Origin of the sequence: Streptomyces sp. NBC_00094 (assembly GCF_026343125.1) — a bacterium.
Taxonomy (GTDB): Bacteria; Actinomycetota; Actinomycetes; order Streptomycetales; family Streptomycetaceae; genus Streptomyces.
The window spans coordinates 3,606,436-3,622,245 of record NZ_JAPEMB010000001.1 but is presented as its reverse complement, the minus strand read 5'-3'; the positions used below and the strand labels follow the sequence as shown (position 1 = coordinate 3,622,245).

The following is a 15,810-nucleotide window of genomic DNA, read 5'->3' as shown; positions in this document are numbered from 1 at the left end:
GGGGGCGCGGCGCCTGCCGCAGGCGGGCGGGCGGCGGGCAGGCGGGCGGCAGGCGGTAGCACCACCCCGCCCTCAGGAAAGCGGCAGGCGGTAGCGCCCATCCTCCAGTGGCTCGACGAGGCCGTCCGCGACCAGGCCGTCCAGGGCCCTGGCCCGCTGCACCGGCTCGTCCCAGACCGCGTCCAGAGCCGCCTGCCCCACCGGGTCCGTCGCCTCGCGCAGCACGGCGAGGAGACGGCCCCGCACCTGCCGGTCCGTGCCCGCGTACGTCTGGCCGCGCCGCGGCGGGCCGTCGTGTGCCGGCTTCCCCGCCAGCTGCCACGCGCAGCGCTCGGCGATCGGGCAGCGCCCGCAGTCCTCGTTCCGCGCGGTGCACACCAGCGCGCCGAGCTCCATCGAGGCGGCGGCCCACCGGGAGGCCGTGGCCTCGTCCTCCGGGAGCAGCGCCCGGGCGAGCCGGCGCTCGGCGGCCGTGGTCGCGTTCGGCGGGTACTGGACGCCGGTCGCCGCCCGCGCGAAGACCCGGCGCACGTTGGTGTCCAGGACCGCGTGCCGCTGCCCGTACGCGAAGGAGGCCACCGCGGCCGCCGTGTACTCGCCGATGCCGGGCAGGGCGAGCAGCTGCCCGTGGTCCCTGGGGACGTCGCCGCCGTGCCGCTCCGTTATCGCCGTGGCCGCCGCGTGCAGGCGCAGTGCCCGGCGCGGATAGCCGAGCCGGCCCCAGGCGCGGACCGCCTCGCCGGGGGCGTCGGCGGCCAGGTCGGCCGGGCGGGGCCAGCGCGCGAGCCACTGCTCGTACACCGGCAGGACCCGGACGACGGGGGTCTGCTGGAGCATGAACTCGCTGACCATCACGGACCAGGCCCCGGCCTCGGGGTGGCGCCAGGGCAGGTCACGGGCGTGCCGGTCGAACCAGGCGAGGACGGGCCCGTGCAGCTCCGCGGGAAGTGAGGGGGCCACGGGGGAGGTGGGGGCCGGGGGGCTGGGGGGAGTGTCGATGGAAGTCATGGCACCCCGATCCTGGCACGTCCGCGGCGGGATCAGTGCGCGCCGTGGCGCGCGCGGTCGGGCCGGTCGGTGCGCGTGGAGGTGCGCGCGGAGGCGTGCGCCGCGACCCCGCGCCCCGCGCACCACACGACGGCCGTGTTCCGGCTCGACCTGGCCGTCTCCACCAGGGACCGCACCGGCCGCTCCGCCGCCCGCATGACGAGGAAGGCGACCAGGGCGCCGAGCAGCAGGCCGACGGTCACGTCGTGCGGGTAGTGCACGCCGACGAAGACCCGGGAGAAGGCCATGAGCAGCGCCATCGGCACGGTCAGCCAGACCATCCCGCGCCAGGACAGCGCGAGCGCGACGGCGGCGGCGCCCGCGATGGCCGAGTGGTTGCTGGGGAAGGACCAGTCGCCGTACGGCGGGCATTCCACGAGCGCGGCGGGCGCCCCGAGGACCGCGCGGCACGGCCTCTCCTCGTCGACCAGCGACTTCAGCGCCTCGCTCACCACGTATCCGAAGGCGGTGGCGAGCGGGGCGAGCAGCGCGAGCGCCATCATCCGGCTCGATCCGTCACGGGAGCGCCACCAGCCGGCCAGGAACAGCACGCCGAAGAGCAGCAGCCCGGCTTCGGTCCACACCTCGGCGAGCCACTGGAACCAGTGCGGGGTGGAGTGGGCGAGGTCGGCGACGTCGAGGTAGAGCCGATCGGAGAGGTCGAGGAGGGAGTCCATGGTGGATGACGCTAACCGGAATTCCGGGCCCGCCGCCCCGGGCCAACGGCCAGAGCGACCCCCGACGAAAGTGGGGGGCCGCGCCGGAATCCGTGATTCCCGGACGTTTCGGGCCAGTTCCCGGAAAGTTCCCGCCGTGAACGGATGTGATCATCGGCAAAACTTGATGTCTGGGGCGGCGGGTGGGGCGGGAGTTGGGCCGGATCTCTCGTAAGGTTCGGGTCGTGGGATCTTTGCGCAATCCGGTCGGGCCGCTTCCCTCCACCATCTACTGGCGACGGAGGGCGGTGGCGCTGTGCCTGGTGGCGGTTCTCGCGCTGCTCGCCGTCTGGGCCGTGAGCACCGGTGACGGCGGGAAGAAGGCGAACGACGCCGCCAACGGTTCGTCGCCCACACCCCCCTCGATCACTCCTGGACCCTCCGGCACCGGCCCGGCGATCAGCCAACAGCCCGGTGGCCGCGACGAGTCGGGCGACTCCGGTGAGACGTCGGGCGACGGCGGCGGCTCCGCCGGCTCCGGTACGGACACGGGCTCGGGCTCCGGTTCGGGCTCCGGTTCGGGCGATGCCGGTACGGACGCGGGTACGGGCGACGCCGGTACGGGCTCCGGCGCCGGGGGCACCGGGAAGAACGGCGACACCGACGGCGCGGGCGGCGACGGCGGTGCGGGCACCGGAGCGGGACAGCAGGTTCCGGCCGGTTCCCCGCTCCCGAACTGCCCCGCAGGCGCGCTGCAGTTGACGCTGCGCAGTGCCAAGGTCTCCTACGAGGCGGGCGAGAAGCCCCGCTTCCACCTGGTCGCCAAGAACACCTCGAACGCCGACTGCAAGGCCGATTTCGGCCCGCGCAGCGCGGTTCTGACGATCAGCGACAAGCAGGCCGACGGCGTCTGGGCCTCCGACGACTGCCCGCGCCCCGGCAACCCGCTCCTGCTGCGCGTCCCCGCGCGCTCCACGGTCACCCACACCGTGGAGTGGGACCGCGCGCGCAGCGCACCGCAGTGCGCCACCGCCCCGGCGGGCCATGCAGGCCCCGGGACCTACCTGGTGGAGGCGACGATGCCGGGTACGAAGGCGGTCCCGGCCGCCTCGTTCACGCTCGACAAGGACTGATCCGGGCCCCCACCGCGTGCGGCGGGGGCCATGGGGAGACCGGTCAGACGTACCGCTCCAGGATCGAGGACTCCGCGAGCCGCGACAGGCCCTCGCGGACACTGCGGGCGCGGGCCTCGCCGACCCCGTCGACGGCCTGGAGGTCGTCCACACTCGCCGCGAGCAGCTTCTGCAGCCCACCGAAGTGCTCCACGAGCCGCTCGATGATCGCGCCCGGCAGCCGCGGCACCTTGGCCAGGAGCCGGTAGCCGCGCGGCGAGACGGCCGAGTCGAGGGTCTCGGGCGAGCCGCTGTAGCCCAGCGCCCGCGCCACGACGGGAAGCTCGAGGAGCTCGGTGTGGGTGAGCGCGTCCAGTTCGGTGAGCGCCTCGGCGACCGTCCGCGAGCGCTTGGCCGTGGGCTCGGGCACGTAGTCCCGGACCACCAGCTCGCGCTCCGGCTCCACGCCCGCGATCAGCTCGTCGAGCTGGAGCGACAGGAGCCGTCCGTCGGTGCCGAGCTCGACCACGTACTCGGCGATCTCGGTGGCGATCCGGCGCACCATCTCCAGGCGCTGGGCGACGGCGGTGACGTCCCGGACCGTGACCAGGTCCTCGATCTCCAGCGCGGAGAGCGTGCCGGCCACCTCGTCGAGCCGGAGCTTGTACCGCTCCAGGGTCGCGAGTGCCTGGTTGGCGCGGGACAGGATCGCGGCCGACTCCTCCAGGACCCGGCGCTCTCCGTTCACGTACAGCGCGATCAGACGCATCGACTGGGAGACGGAGACGACCGGGTAGTTGCACTGCTTGGAGACCCGGTCCGCCGTGCGGTGCCGGGTGCCGGTCTCCTCGGTGGGGATGGAGGCGTCCGGGACCAGCTGCACGCCCGCGCGGTGGATCTTGGTGATGTCCTTGTCGAGGACGATCGCGCCGTCGAGCTTGCACAGCTCGCGCAGGCGCGTGGCGGCGAACTCGACGTCCAGCACGAAACCGCCGGTGCACATCGAGTCGACCGTCTTGTCCAGGCCGAGCACGATGAGACCGCCCGTGTTTCCCCGGAGGATCCGCTCCAGGCCGTCGCGCAGCGCGGTGCCCGGCGCGACCGCGCTCAGGGCTGCGCGCATGAGCGCTTCATTGCCGGAGCCTGCGCCGGACTTTCCAGGAGCTGCTGCCCCGTCCTTGGCTGCCACTGCACTCCTCCGGCTCGTACGGATGGGCGAGACCAGGGCAAAGTCTAGCGACACCACCCCACCACCCTCCGCCGCGCGCCACCCCGAGGTGCGGCGCGAGGTCCTGGAGGGCCCCTGTCATGACCCCTCGTCTACCCCTCCGGGTCCCTCGTCTACCCCTCGGAAGGGACGGCTCCCGGCACCCCCTTGCCCGTCCGACTACCGCTCGGCAGGGCGGCTCCCGGCACGTCCCGCCCCTCCGACTACCCCTCGGATGGGCGGCTCCCGGCACGTCCTGCCCCTCCGATCTACCCCTCGGAACCCTCCGGGCGCGCCGCGCGGCGGCTCCTCGGCAGGACCCGCAGCGCGTCCCCCATGTCCGCGACTTCTGTCACCTTCATGCCCGCCGGCACCTTGCCCGGGTCCGGCGGGACCAGCGCGTGCGTGAAGCCCAGCCGGTGCGCCTCGGCCAGCCGGCGCTGGACGCCCGTCACGCGCCGGACCTCGCCCGCGAGCCCGACCTCGCCGATCGCGACCAGGTTCTTCGGGAGCGGGGTGTCGCTCGCGGCGGAGGCGAGGGCGAGCGCGATCGCCAGGTCGGCCGCGGGCTCGGAGAGCTTCACGCCGCCCACGGTCGCGCTGTAGATGTCCCGCTTGCCGAGCGCGCTGATCCGGCCCCGCTGCTCCAGGACCGCCAGCATCATCGAGACCCGGGAGGTCTCCAGGCCGGAGACGGTCCGGCGCGGGGAGGGAATCTGGGAGTCCACGGTCAGCGACTGGACCTCGGCGACGAGCGGACGACGGCCCTCCAGGGTCACCGTCAGACAGGTGCCCGGCACGGCCACGTCCCGGCGGGTCAGGAAGAGCCCGGACGGGTCGGCCAGGCCCGTGATGCCCTCGTCGTGCAGCTCGAAGCAGCCGACCTCGTCGGTCGCCCCGTACCGGTTCTTCACGCCCCGGACCAGACGCAGGCGCGCGTGCCGGTCGCCCTCGAAGCTCAGGACGACGTCGACCAGGTGCTCCAGGAGCCGGGGCCCGGCGATGGCGCCGTCCTTGGTGACGTGGCCGACGAGGAGCGTGGACATGCCCCGCTCCTTGGAGGCCCGGATGAGGGCGCTGGCGACCTCGCGGACCTGGGCCATGCCGCCGGGCGCGCCGTCGATCTCGGGGGAGGCGACGGTCTGCACCGAGTCCATGATCAGCAGCGAGGGCTTCACGGCGTCGAGGTGGCCGAGGACGGCCGACAGATCGGTCTCGGCCGCCAGGTACAGGTGGTCGCTGAGCGCGTTGATCCGGTCGGCGCGGAGCCGGACCTGGCTCGCGGACTCCTCGCCCGTCACGTACAGCGTGCGGTGCTCGTCGCTCGCGGCCTTCGCGGCCACGTCGAGCAGGAGCGTGGACTTGCCGACGCCCGGCTCGCCCGCGAGCAGGACGACGGCGCCGGGCACCAGGCCCCCGCCGAGGACCCGGTCCAGCTCGTCGACGCCGGTCGAGCGGGCGGTCGCCTGCCGGCCGTCGACCTGGCCGATGGGAACGGCGGCGGTGGAGACCCGGCCGGCCGCGGTCGTCCGGACAGCGGGCGCGCCGTACTCCTCCACCGTCCCCCAGGCCTGGCACTCGGGGCAGCGGCCGAGCCACTTGGCCGTCTGCCAGCCGCACTCGGTGCAGCGGTAAGAGGGCCGGTCCTTGGCGGATTTCGTACGGGCAGCCATGGTCCACACCGTAGCCGCCCCCACTGACAGCGGGCCGACGGCGAGGCGTCGGCCGGAGCCCGTGCCCACCCAGAGCAAGGCGCAGGCCCGCGCCCGACCACGATCGAGTGACGGAATGTGAGGTTCCTGTCCCCTTTCGAGCGATAGCTTCACCCGTAAGAATGAGAAGTGTTCAACCGGTACGAAGAGTGCCTCTCTCCCTGCCTACCGTCGCCCCGTGACGAGCAGCAGGCTGGACTCCCCGAACCGCACCACCGGCGCACACCGGGCGCATCGCGGCGCCGCGGACCAGGAACCGCGCACGCTCGGCCGTCGGCCCCCCGCCCGCTACGAGGCCGCCCTCGACGGGCTCTATACGTACTGCCTCTCCGTGCTCTGCGACCACGACACGGCCACCGCCGTCCTCGGCGACGTCCTCGCCGTGGCCGAGCGCCACCACGGCCGCTGCCCCTCCGACGAGGAGGGCCGTACGGCCTGGCTGTACGCGCTCGCCCGCTGGGCCTGCCTACGGAGCCTCGGCGAGCAGCGCCGCAAGCGCCAGGGCGCCCACACCGGCCGCCCCGCCGTCACCGCGCCCGAACCACCCCCGGTCTCCGAGGAGACCGCGGAGCGCCGCCGCGCCGAACTCGCCCGGCTCGCCTGGCCCGAGGCCGCCGGCACCACCCCCGAGCAGCGCGAGGCCCTGGAGCTCGCCGTCCGGCACGGCCTGAGCCACCGCCAGATCGCCGCCGTGCTCTCCCTCGACCCGCTCGCCGCCCGCGAGCTCCTCGCCACGGCCGCCTGCGAGGTCGAGCGGACCCGCGCCGCCCTCGCCGTCGTCGAGACCGGCAGCTGCCCCACCGTCGCCCGCCTCACAGGCGACCAGCGGGTGCTCCTCTCGGCCGCCCTGCGCGCCGAACTCGTCCGGCACGTCGACGACTGCCCGCGCTGCCGCCGGGGCGCCGAGCGGGTGGGCGCCACCGGCCCCTGGCCCGGCGCCGCGCCCCTGCCCCCGGACCGGCTGCCGCTCGTCGAGGCGCCCCGGGCCGCCGCGTACATGGCGATGCTGCACGTCCCGCGCGCGCGTGCCGGCGCCCCGCGCTTCACCCCCACCGGCTTCCCCATGGACCCGAAGGACCACACGGCCCGCCGCGACCGGCTGCGGGCCCGCGCGGTGACGACCACCGTCGTCGCGGCCGTCGTCGCCGCCCCGGTCCTCGCGCTGTGGACCTCGTACCGCGGCGCACCGGTCGCGGACGAGGGGGCCAGGGACGGGACGCGGATCAGCGCGCGAGAGGCGGACGAGCCGACGGACACGGACGGCCGCCGCTACGAGAACGCGGGCAACGCCCGGACGACCCCCGAGCCCCGCTTCACCCGGGGCAGCCGCGCCCCCGACGTCTCGGTGGAGGTGGTCAGCCCCGGCGGTCCCACAGGCCCCACAGGACCCTCGCGGCCCGGTGAGCCCGCCGCCGGCTGGCTCACGGTCGGCGCGCGCAGCAGCGGCGACCTGACGATGCTCACGCTCACCGCCGACGGCGGTTCGCCCGTCGCCTGGGAGCTGTGGACGGACGCGCCCTGGCTGTACGTGAGCCGGGCCTCCGGCACGCTCCGCCCCGGCGAGTCGGTCACGGTCGTCGTCCGCGTCGACCACGGTCGCGAGCCCGCGGGCGCGTGGAGCGCCCGCGTCGGCGTGAACCCCTCGGGTGCGGTGGTCAGGATCGACGGCCACGGCCGGAGCGCGCCGCCGCAGGCCTCCGGCCCGGGCCTCCCGCCGCCGACGACGACCGACCCGACGACGCCGCCGACGAGCCCGCCGACCACGCCCCCGACGTCCCCGCCGACCACGGAGCCGACGACATCTCCGCCGACGACGGAGGAACCGCCCCCGACGACGACCGAACCGGGAACCACACCGCCCACCACGGAGCCGACCACCCCGCCGCCGACGACGGAGGAACCGCCGCCGACGACCGGCCCGGGAACGACCGACCCGGGCACCACCGATCCGGGAACGACGGATCCGGGCACCACCGACCCGGGTACGCCCCCGCCGTCGACGGAGGACCCGCCCCCGCCGCCCGCGTCCTGAGGCCCGACACCCGACACCCGGCAGCGGATCAGCCGGGAGTCGGGCGGGACTCGGACAGGACTCGGCCGGGACTCGGCGTGGCTCGGCGTGGCTCGGCGTGGCTCTGCGGGACTCAGCCGCGCATCAGACGGGGTCGGCCGGGTGCGGCGCCACCAGCGGCAGCTGCGAGGCCAGCCGGGCCTCGCACAGCCCGACGAGGACCTCGTACGCCTCCGTGCCCATCATCTCCGTCAGCTCCGGCCGGTACGTGACGTAGACGGGATCCCCGGCACCATGCGCCGAGGTGGCCGAGGTGCACCACCAGTGCAGGTCGTGACCGCCCGGGCCCCAGCCCCGGCGGTCGTACTCACCGATCGACACCTGGAGGACGCGGGTGTCGTCGGGCCGGTCGATCCAGTCGTACGTCCGGCGCACCGGCAGCTGCCAGCACACGTCCGGCTTGGTCTCCAGCGGCTCCTTGCCCTCCTTCAGGGCCAGGATGTGCAGCGAACAGCCCGCGCCGCCCGCGAAACCGGGACGGTTCTGGAAGATGCAGGACCCCTCCCAGCGGCGGGTCTGCCGGTCGCCGTCCTCGTCGAGCTGCACCCAGCCCGAGTCCGTACCGATGTCGTGGAACTGCCACAGGTCCGGTGTGAGCCGGGCCACGTGCGAGGCGACCCGCTTCTCGTCGTCGTCGTCGGAGAAGTGCGCGCCGAGCGTGCAGCAGCCGTCGTCGGCCCGGCCCGCCTGGATGCCCTGGCACCCGCTGCCGAAGATGCACGTCCAGCGCGAGGTCAGCCAGGTCAGGTCACAGCGGAACACCTGCTCGTCGTCGGCGGGATCGGGGAACTCGACCCACGCCCGCGCGAAGTCCAGCCCCTTCTCGTCCGGCTCCCCGCCCTTGCCCTGCTTCTTGGTGCTCTTCACGGACTTACCGGCCTTCACACCCGTCTCGCCGCTGCTGTCTTTGCCCGGCTTCGCCTTCTTCGTCTTTGGCACAACACCAAGCGTATGCGGGCGGGAGCAGTAGCGTTCCGTCCATGAGACTCGGAGTCCTCGACGTCGGTTCGAACACAGTGCACCTGCTCGTGGTGGATGCCCACCCCGGCGCCCGCCCGCTGCCCGCCCACTCCCACAAGGCGGATCTGCGGCTCGCCGAGCTCCTCGACGAGCGGGGCGCGATCGCGCCCGGTGGCGTCGAGCGGCTCATCGCGACCGTCCGGGACGCGCTCCTCGCGGCCGAGGACAAGGGCTGCGAGGAGGTGCTGCCGTTCGCGACCTCCGCGGTGCGCGAGGCCAGCAACGCCGATGCCGTCCTCGCGCGTGTCAAGGACGAGACGGGGGTCGACCTCCAGGTCCTCACCGGCGACGAGGAGGCCCGGCTGACCTTCCTCGCCGCCCGCCGCTGGTTCGGCTGGTCCGCGGGCAAGCTGCTCCTCCTCGACATCGGCGGCGGCTCCCTCGAAGTCGCGTACGGCATCGACGAGGACCCCGACACGGCCGTCTCCCTGCCGCTCGGCGCGGGCCGGCTGACCTCGGGCTGGCTGCCGGGCGACCGGGCCGACGCCGCCGACGTGAAGGCCCTGCGCCGCCACGTCCGCGCCCAGATCGCCCGTACGGTCGGCGAGTTCAGCCGCTTCGGTCGCCCCGACCACGTCGTGGCCACCTCCAAGACCTTCAAGCAGCTCGCCAGGATCGCGGGCGCGCCCGGCTCGGGGGACGGCCTCTACGTCCAGCGCGTCCTGAGCCGCAAGTCCCTGGAGGAGTGGGTCCCGCGCCTCGCCGCGATGACCGTCCCCGAGCGCGCGGCCCTCCCGGGCGTCTCGGAGGGCCGCGCGTCGCAGCTCCTCGCGGGCGCGCTGGTCGCCGAGGGAGCGATGGACCTCCTCGGAGTGGAGGAGCTGGAGATCTGCCCGTGGGCCCTGCGCGAGGGCGTGATCCTCCGCCGCCTGGACCACCTGCCGGTGGAGTAGCGGACCACCGCGCGCTCCCGACCGGCCACGCGCGCGCGTGGCGCCCGACCGGCGACCCGCGCGCTCCCGACCGCCCGCTCGCGTGGCGCCCGACCGTCCTCGCCCCCCGCACCTCCCCCGACCGCCCGCGCGCGTCGCACCCGACCGTCCTCGGCCCCCCGCACCTCCCCCGACCGTCCTCGCCCCCCCCGCGGGGGGCCCGTGACCGGAACCACCTCCCGGCCCCCCGGCCCGCCCCGTACCCTGTCGGGGTGGCAGAACCAGTGGTGCGCATCCCGGATGCGAAGGTCGCCCTGTCGACGGCCTCGGTCTATCCGGAGTCGACGGCGACGGCCTTCGAGATCGCCGCGCGCCTCGGGTACGACGGCGTCGAGGTCATGGTGTGGACCGACCCGGTCAGCCAGGACGTCGAGGCGCTGCGCCGCCTCTCCGACTACCACCAGGTCCCGATCCTGGCCGTCCACGCCCCCTGCCTCCTCATCACCCAGCGCGTCTGGTCCACCGACCCGTGGGTCAAGCTCCAGCGCGCGCGGGCGGCGGCCGAGAGGCTCGGCGCGTCGACGGTCGTCGTGCACCCCCCGTTCCGCTGGCAGCGCCAGTACGCGAAGGACTTCGTCACCGGCATCTGGCGGATGGCCGACGAGACCGACGTCCGGTTCGCCGTGGAGAACATGTACCCGTGGCGGTACAAGGACCGCGAGATGCTCGCGTACGCCCCCGAGTGGGACGTCACGAAGGACGACTACCGGCACTTCACCGTCGACCTCTCGCACACCGCGACCGCCCGCACCGACGCCCTCGCGATGATCGACCGCATGGGCGACCGCCTCGGCCACGTCCACCTCGCCGACGGCAAGGGCTCCGCCAAGGACGAGCACCTCGTCCCGGGGCGCGGCACGCAGCCCTGCGCCGAACTCCTGGAGCGGCTCGCCCTCACCGGCTTCGACGGCCACGTCGTCATCGAGGTCAACACCCGCCGCGCGATGTCAGCCGCCGAACGCGAGGCCGACCTCGCCGAGGCCCTGGCCTTCACCCGGCTCCACCTCGCGTCCGCCGCCGGCCGCTCCACCCGGGTGCCGCGCCCATGACCGAACCGGCCCCGCGCCGGCGCGGCCGCCCGATCCGTACCGAAGAGGACAGCGGACCGGGCGCGCGCGAACGCATCCTGGCAGCGGCCCGTACGCAGTTCGCCGAGCGGGGCTACGACAAGACCTCGGTCCGTGGCATCGCCAAGGCCGCCGGCGTGGACCCGGCCCTCGTCCACCACTACTTCGGTACGAAGGACGAGGTCTTCGCCGCCGCGATCGAGGTCTCCTTCGAGCCGGCGCTCGTCGTCCCGGCGATCCTGGGCGGCCCGCGCGAGGCCATCGGCGAGCGGCTCGCGCGCTTCTTCATCGGCGTCTGGGAGAACCCGGTCAGCCGCGCCCCGCTCCTCGCCATCGTCCGCTCCGCGCTGACCCACGAGGCGGCGGCCAAGGTGCTGCGGACCTTCGTGCTGCGGCGGCTCCTGGAGCGGATCGCGGCGGAACTCGACGTACCGGACCCGCGTTTCCGGGCGGAGCTGGCCGCCTCGCACATGATCGGGATCGTGATCCTGCGGTACGTGATCGAGGTCGAGCCGCTGGCCTCGGTCGACCCGGAGGAGATCGTGGCCCAGGTGGCCCCCACGCTCCAGCGGTACCTGACCGAACCCGACAGCGGTACCTGACCGAACCCCGAGCGGTACCTGACCGAACCCCCGAGCGGTACCTGACCGAAACCTGAACACGCCGTCCGCCATACGGACAGGCTGTCCAGATCTTGGAGCATCGGCGTACGCTCGAATGCAAGCACACCCATCACGAGGAGCGAGCGACGATGCCCGAGCTGAGGTCCCGCACAGTCACCCACGGACGCAACATGGCGGGCGCACGCGCCCTTATGCGCGCCTCCGGTGTACCGGGCGCGGACATCGGCCGTAAGCCGATCATCGCGGTCGCCAACTCCTTCACGGAGTTCGTCCCCGGCCACACCCACCTCCAGCCGGTCGGCCGGATCGTCTCGGAGGCCATCACGGCCGCCGGTGGCATCGCCCGCGAGTTCAACACGATCGCCGTCGACGACGGCATCGCGATGGGCCACGGAGGCATGCTCTACAGCCTCCCGTCCCGCGACCTGATCGCGGACAGTGTGGAGTACATGGTCGAGGCGCACTGCGCCGACGCCCTGATCTGCATCTCCAACTGCGACAAGATCACCCCCGGCATGCTGATGGCCGCCCTGCGCCTCAACATCCCGACGGTCTTCGTCTCCGGCGGCCCGATGGAGTCCGGCCGCGCGGTCCTGGTCGACGGCACCGTCCGCACGCTCGACCTGGTCGACGCGATGTCCGACGCCGTGAACCCCAAGATCTCGGACGAGGACATGCTCCGGATCGAGGAGAACGCCTGCCCGACCTGCGGGTCCTGTTCCGGCATGTTCACCGCCAACTCGATGAACTGCCTGACCGAGGCGATCGGCCTCTCCCTCCCCGGCAACGGCTCGCTCCTCGCCACCCACACGGGCCGCAAGGCGCTGTACGAGAGCGCCGCCCGCACGGTCGTCGACATCACCCGGCGCTACTACGACGAGGACGACGCCTCCGTCCTGCCGCGCTCGATCGCGACCCGCGCCGCCTTCGAGAACGCCATGGCCCTCGACATCGCCATGGGCGGCTCGACCAACACGATCCTGCACCTGCTCGCCGCCGCCCAGGAGGCCGAGCTGGACTACGGCCTCGGCGACATGGACGAGGTCTCGCGCCGGGTGCCCTGCCTGGCCAAGGTCGCCCCGAACGTCGCCAAGGACCGCACGTACTACATGGAGGACGTGCACCGGGCGGGCGGCATCCCGGCCATCCTCGGCGAGCTCTACCGCGCGGGCCTCCTCAACGAGGACGTCCGTTCCGTCCACTCGCCCTCCATCAAGGAGTGGCTGGAGACCTGGGACGTCCGCGGCGGAGCCCCGTCGGACGAGGCCGTCGAGCTGTTCCACGCGGCCCCCGGCTGCGTCCGCTCCGCGACCGCCTTCTCGCAGTCCGAGCGCTGGGAGGCGCTGGACGTGGACGCGGCCGGCGGCTGCATCCGCGACGCGGCCCACGCGTACTCGAAGGACGGCGGCCTCGCGGTCCTGCGCGGCAACCTGGCCGTGGACGGCTGCGTCGTGAAGACGGCCGGTGTCGACGAGTCGATCTGGACCTTCGAGGGCCCGGCCGTCGTCTGCGAGTCGCAGGACGAGGCCGTCGAGAAGATCCTCAACAAGCAGGTCACCGACGGCGACGTGGTCGTCATCCGCTACGAGGGCCCGCGCGGCGGCCCCGGCATGCAGGAGATGCTCTACCCGACCTCGTTCCTCAAGGGCCGGGGCCTGGGCAAGACCTGCGCGCTGGTCACGGACGGCCGCTTCTCCGGCGGTACGTCGGGCCTGTCCATCGGCCATGCCTCGCCGGAGGCTGCCTCGGGCGGCACGATCGCCCTCGTCGAGGACGGCGACCGGATCCGTATCGACATCCCGAGCCGCTCGATCGAGCTCCTCGTCGACGAGGCCACCCTCGCCGCCCGCCGCGAGGCGCTGAACGGCGTGTACGAGCCGAAGAACCGGCAGCGCAAGGTGTCGGCGGCGCTGCGCGCGTACGCGGCGATGGCGACGAGCGCGGACAAGGGCGCGGTCCGGGACGTGACGAAGCTGGGCTGAGCCCGGGAGACGTGACGACGGCGGGGAGCGGGCACTGCGCCCACTCCCCGCCGTCGTCGTGTCTACCGGCGCCTCACCAGGACTCGGGCTCGCGCGCGTCGACCGCGAAGACGGAGCCGTCGGGCGCCGTCCCGAAGACCCGGTCCCCGGCGGCCAGCGGCTCGGGCACCATCGGCGCGTAGCCGAGCCGCCCGTTCCGCAGCCGGGGCCGGGTCTGGCCGATCAGCGCCCCGCGCTTGGTGTCGACGGCGAGGAGCCGTCCGTCCTGCACGGAGAAGTAGAGGCGGTCGTCGCCGCCGAGGACCGGCACGGAGACGTTTCCGGCGCCCGTCTCCAGCTCCCACAGCACCCGCCCCTTCGGCGCGGCGGTGTCGAAGGCGGTGAGGTGCCCGTTCGCGTCGAGGACGTGGACGACCGCGCCGCGCACGGCGACGCCCCGGACGTCGATCCGGTAGGGCAGGGACAGCCGTCGTACGGACTTCGCGGCGCCGTCGGGGGCCAGCAGGACGAGCCCGTCGATCAGCGGGTCCTGGTAGTGGTCGGCGAGGACGAGCGTTCCGTCGCCGGTACGGCCCACCGGGGCGAGGTCGCCCTCCAGGCTCCGGTGCCAGGCGACCTCGCCGGTCCGGGGCCGGACCGTGCCGACCCGCGTGCTCGTGCCGTCGGCCGAGACCTCGGAGACGGTCAGCAGCCCGGAGGGCGCGTCGTACGTGCCGATCCGCGGCAGCTCGAAACCGGTCAGGCCGTGCCGCCAGAGCTCCTTGCCGCTGCGGCTGTCGAGGGCCCGGAGCCCGCCCCGTCCGTCGGAGAGGACGACGGTGTCGCCGGCCGGCCGGTACAGCTCGGGGAGATCCGCCTCGGCGCTCCAGCCGGGAGTGCCGGCGCCGACCGCGTACGCCCGCAGCGGGCCCGTCGGAGCGGCGGCGCCGACCAGGCCGTTGCCCAGGAGTACGGGCGTGGTCGGGGTCTCCGAGTCGATGGGAGTGGTCCGCGACCAGAGGACCCGCCCGGTGACGGGGTCGAGCCGGGCGATGCCGACGCCCCGGGCCACGCAGTACAGCGCGCCGTCGCCGTGCGCGCAGGCGGGGGCGGCCGTGGGACCGCGCTCCTGCAGCGAGGTCCGCCAGCCGGCGAAGACCGTGGCCACCTCGTCGGGGCGGGCGGGCGCCGCGGGCCCGCCGCCCGACGGAGTGCTGAGCGCTCCGTACAGCCCGGCGCCGGTGAGCGCGAGCACCGCGACCAAGGCGGCCGTCAGCCGCGGACGGATGCGCGGACGGACGCGCGGGCGCCGACGGCGCGGGGGAGGCGCGGTGGTGGTCCGGACCGGGGTGTCCGCGTCCCAGGCGGGCGAGATTCCGGGCTCGCCCTCCGGCAGGGTGGGGCGTCGCCGCTGCGCCGGTATGAAAGCCTCCGCCTCGTACGAGGGCGGCAGCAGCGCAGACATGATCTCGCCGGGGGTCGGCCGCTCGGCGGGCTCTTTGGCGAGGCAGCGCGCGACGAGCGGCGCCAGCTCCTCCGGCACGCCCGTCAGATCGGGATCGTCGTGGACGACCTGGTAGGCCACGATGTACGGGCTGTCGGAGTCGAACGGGCCGTGACCGGTCGCCGCGTGCACGAGGACCGAACCCAGCGCGAAGACGTCCGCCGCGGGTCCGACCTCGCGGGGTCGCTGGAACTGCTCGGGCGCCATGAAGGGCGGCGAGCCGATGAGCTTGCCCGTCTCGGTGTGCAGGTCGCTGTCGACGGGCCGGGAGATGCCGAAGTCGATGACCTTGGGACCGGTGTCGGTGAGCAGGACGTTGCTGGGCTTGAGGTCCCGGTGGACGACTCCGGCGCGGTGGATGTCGCGCAGCGCCTCCGCGAGCCCGGCGGTGAGCCGGCGCAGTTCGGCGGGGGACAGGGGGCCGTTCCGCTTCACCTGGTCGGCGAGGGTCGGCCCCGGCACGTAGAGCGTGGCCATCCAGGGGCGTACGGCATCGGGGTCGGCGTCGACGACCGGCGCGGTGAAGGCCCCGCTGACCCGCCGGGCGGCCGCGACCTCCTGGCGGAAACGAGCCCTGAACTCAGGGTCCTCCGCGTACCGAGCGTGGACGACCTTGACCGCGAGCCGCAGGCCGGAGGCCGATGCGGCGAGGTGGACGACCCCCATGCCGCCGGATCCCAGACACGCCTGGAGGCGGTAGCCGCCCGCGTACTCGGGCCCTTCCGCGTCCCGGTCGGCACCGGTGCTGCGCAACGGTGGCATCGCCCACCCCCGTGTGATTCCCCGTCACATCGCGCGCGTGCGCGACCCGACGGAGCCTAGTCCATGGTGTTCGCGATGTCGGAGGGGCTTGCTAGCCTGCGCGTCGCAGAGAGTGAAACTCGGCGGAGCGCTTTTG

At 74.1% G+C, this 15,810-nt stretch carries 12 protein-coding genes; 6 read left to right on the top strand and 6 right to left on the bottom strand.

Features of this window, described 5'->3' with window-relative positions:
• Window positions 1-72: 72 nt before the first annotated feature.
• Both OG580_RS15695 and OG580_RS15690 read right to left on the bottom strand, forming a co-directional pair.
• On the bottom strand, window positions 73-1,008 hold the full coding sequence (locus OG580_RS15695; protein WP_267044293.1) for an A/G-specific adenine glycosylase: 936 nt from the start codon (window positions 1,006-1,008) through the stop codon (window positions 73-75).
• Window positions 1,009-1,040: 32 nt separating this feature from the next.
• On the bottom strand, window positions 1,041-1,724 hold the full coding sequence (locus tag OG580_RS15690) for a phosphatase PAP2 family protein (RefSeq protein WP_267044292.1): 684 nt from the start codon (window positions 1,722-1,724) through the stop codon (window positions 1,041-1,043).
• Between the two features lie 224 nt (window positions 1,725-1,948).
• Here OG580_RS15690 and OG580_RS15685 point away from each other — a divergent pair, with 224 nt between their 5' ends.
• A complete protein-coding gene (locus OG580_RS15685) occupies window positions 1,949-2,836 on the top strand; it encodes a hypothetical protein (RefSeq protein WP_267044291.1) in 888 nt (295 codons plus the stop codon).
• 43 nt (window positions 2,837-2,879) lie between these two features.
• Here OG580_RS15685 and disA read toward each other — a convergent pair whose 3' ends face one another.
• Window positions 2,880-4,004, bottom strand: coding sequence for a DNA integrity scanning diadenylate cyclase DisA (gene disA / locus OG580_RS15680; RefSeq protein WP_267044290.1), 1,125 nt, complete (start codon window positions 4,002-4,004; stop codon window positions 2,880-2,882).
• A gap of 287 nt (window positions 4,005-4,291) precedes the next feature.
• Window positions 4,292-5,695, bottom strand: a complete 1,404-nt coding sequence (radA, locus tag OG580_RS15675; RefSeq protein WP_267044289.1) for a DNA repair protein RadA — start codon at window positions 5,693-5,695, stop codon at window positions 4,292-4,294.
• Between the two features lie 217 nt (window positions 5,696-5,912).
• Here radA and OG580_RS15670 point away from each other — a divergent pair, with 217 nt between their 5' ends.
• A complete protein-coding gene (locus tag OG580_RS15670) occupies window positions 5,913-7,766 on the top strand; it encodes a hypothetical protein (protein ID WP_267044288.1) in 1,854 nt (617 codons plus the stop codon).
• A gap of 123 nt (window positions 7,767-7,889) precedes the next feature.
• On the opposite strand, the gene OG580_RS15665 is transcribed toward OG580_RS15670, so the two are convergent.
• Entirely contained in the window at window positions 7,890-8,744 is an 855-nt protein-coding gene (locus OG580_RS15665; protein WP_267044287.1) for a hypothetical protein, read from the bottom strand.
• A gap of 41 nt (window positions 8,745-8,785) precedes the next feature.
• Between OG580_RS15665 and OG580_RS15660 the strand changes: the two genes are divergently transcribed.
• From OG580_RS15660 to ilvD, 4 genes are all read left to right on the top strand, one after another.
• Entirely contained in the window at window positions 8,786-9,718 is a 933-nt protein-coding gene (locus tag OG580_RS15660; protein WP_267044286.1) for a Ppx/GppA phosphatase family protein, read from the top strand.
• 251 nt (window positions 9,719-9,969) lie between these two features.
• Entirely contained in the window at window positions 9,970-10,806 is an 837-nt protein-coding gene (locus OG580_RS15655; RefSeq protein WP_267044285.1) for a sugar phosphate isomerase/epimerase, read from the top strand.
• Window positions 10,803-11,426 carry a TetR family transcriptional regulator gene (locus OG580_RS15650; RefSeq protein WP_267044284.1) on the top strand — a complete coding sequence of 208 codons (624 nt, stop codon included), beginning with the start codon at window positions 10,803-10,805 and terminating at the stop codon, window positions 11,424-11,426. Before OG580_RS15655 ends, OG580_RS15650 begins: the two co-directional genes overlap by 4 nt.
• 149 nt (window positions 11,427-11,575) lie before the next feature.
• The gene (ilvD, locus tag OG580_RS15645; protein ID WP_267044283.1) at window positions 11,576-13,429 is read left to right on the top strand and encodes a dihydroxy-acid dehydratase; all 1,854 of its coding nucleotides are present in this window, start codon (window positions 11,576-11,578) and stop codon (window positions 13,427-13,429) included.
• A gap of 73 nt (window positions 13,430-13,502) precedes the next feature.
• Here the strand turns inward: ilvD and OG580_RS15640 are convergent, their stop codons facing one another.
• Entirely contained in the window at window positions 13,503-15,674 is a 2,172-nt protein-coding gene (locus OG580_RS15640; RefSeq protein ID WP_267044282.1) for a serine/threonine-protein kinase, read from the bottom strand.
• Window positions 15,675-15,810 lie beyond the last annotated feature (136 nt).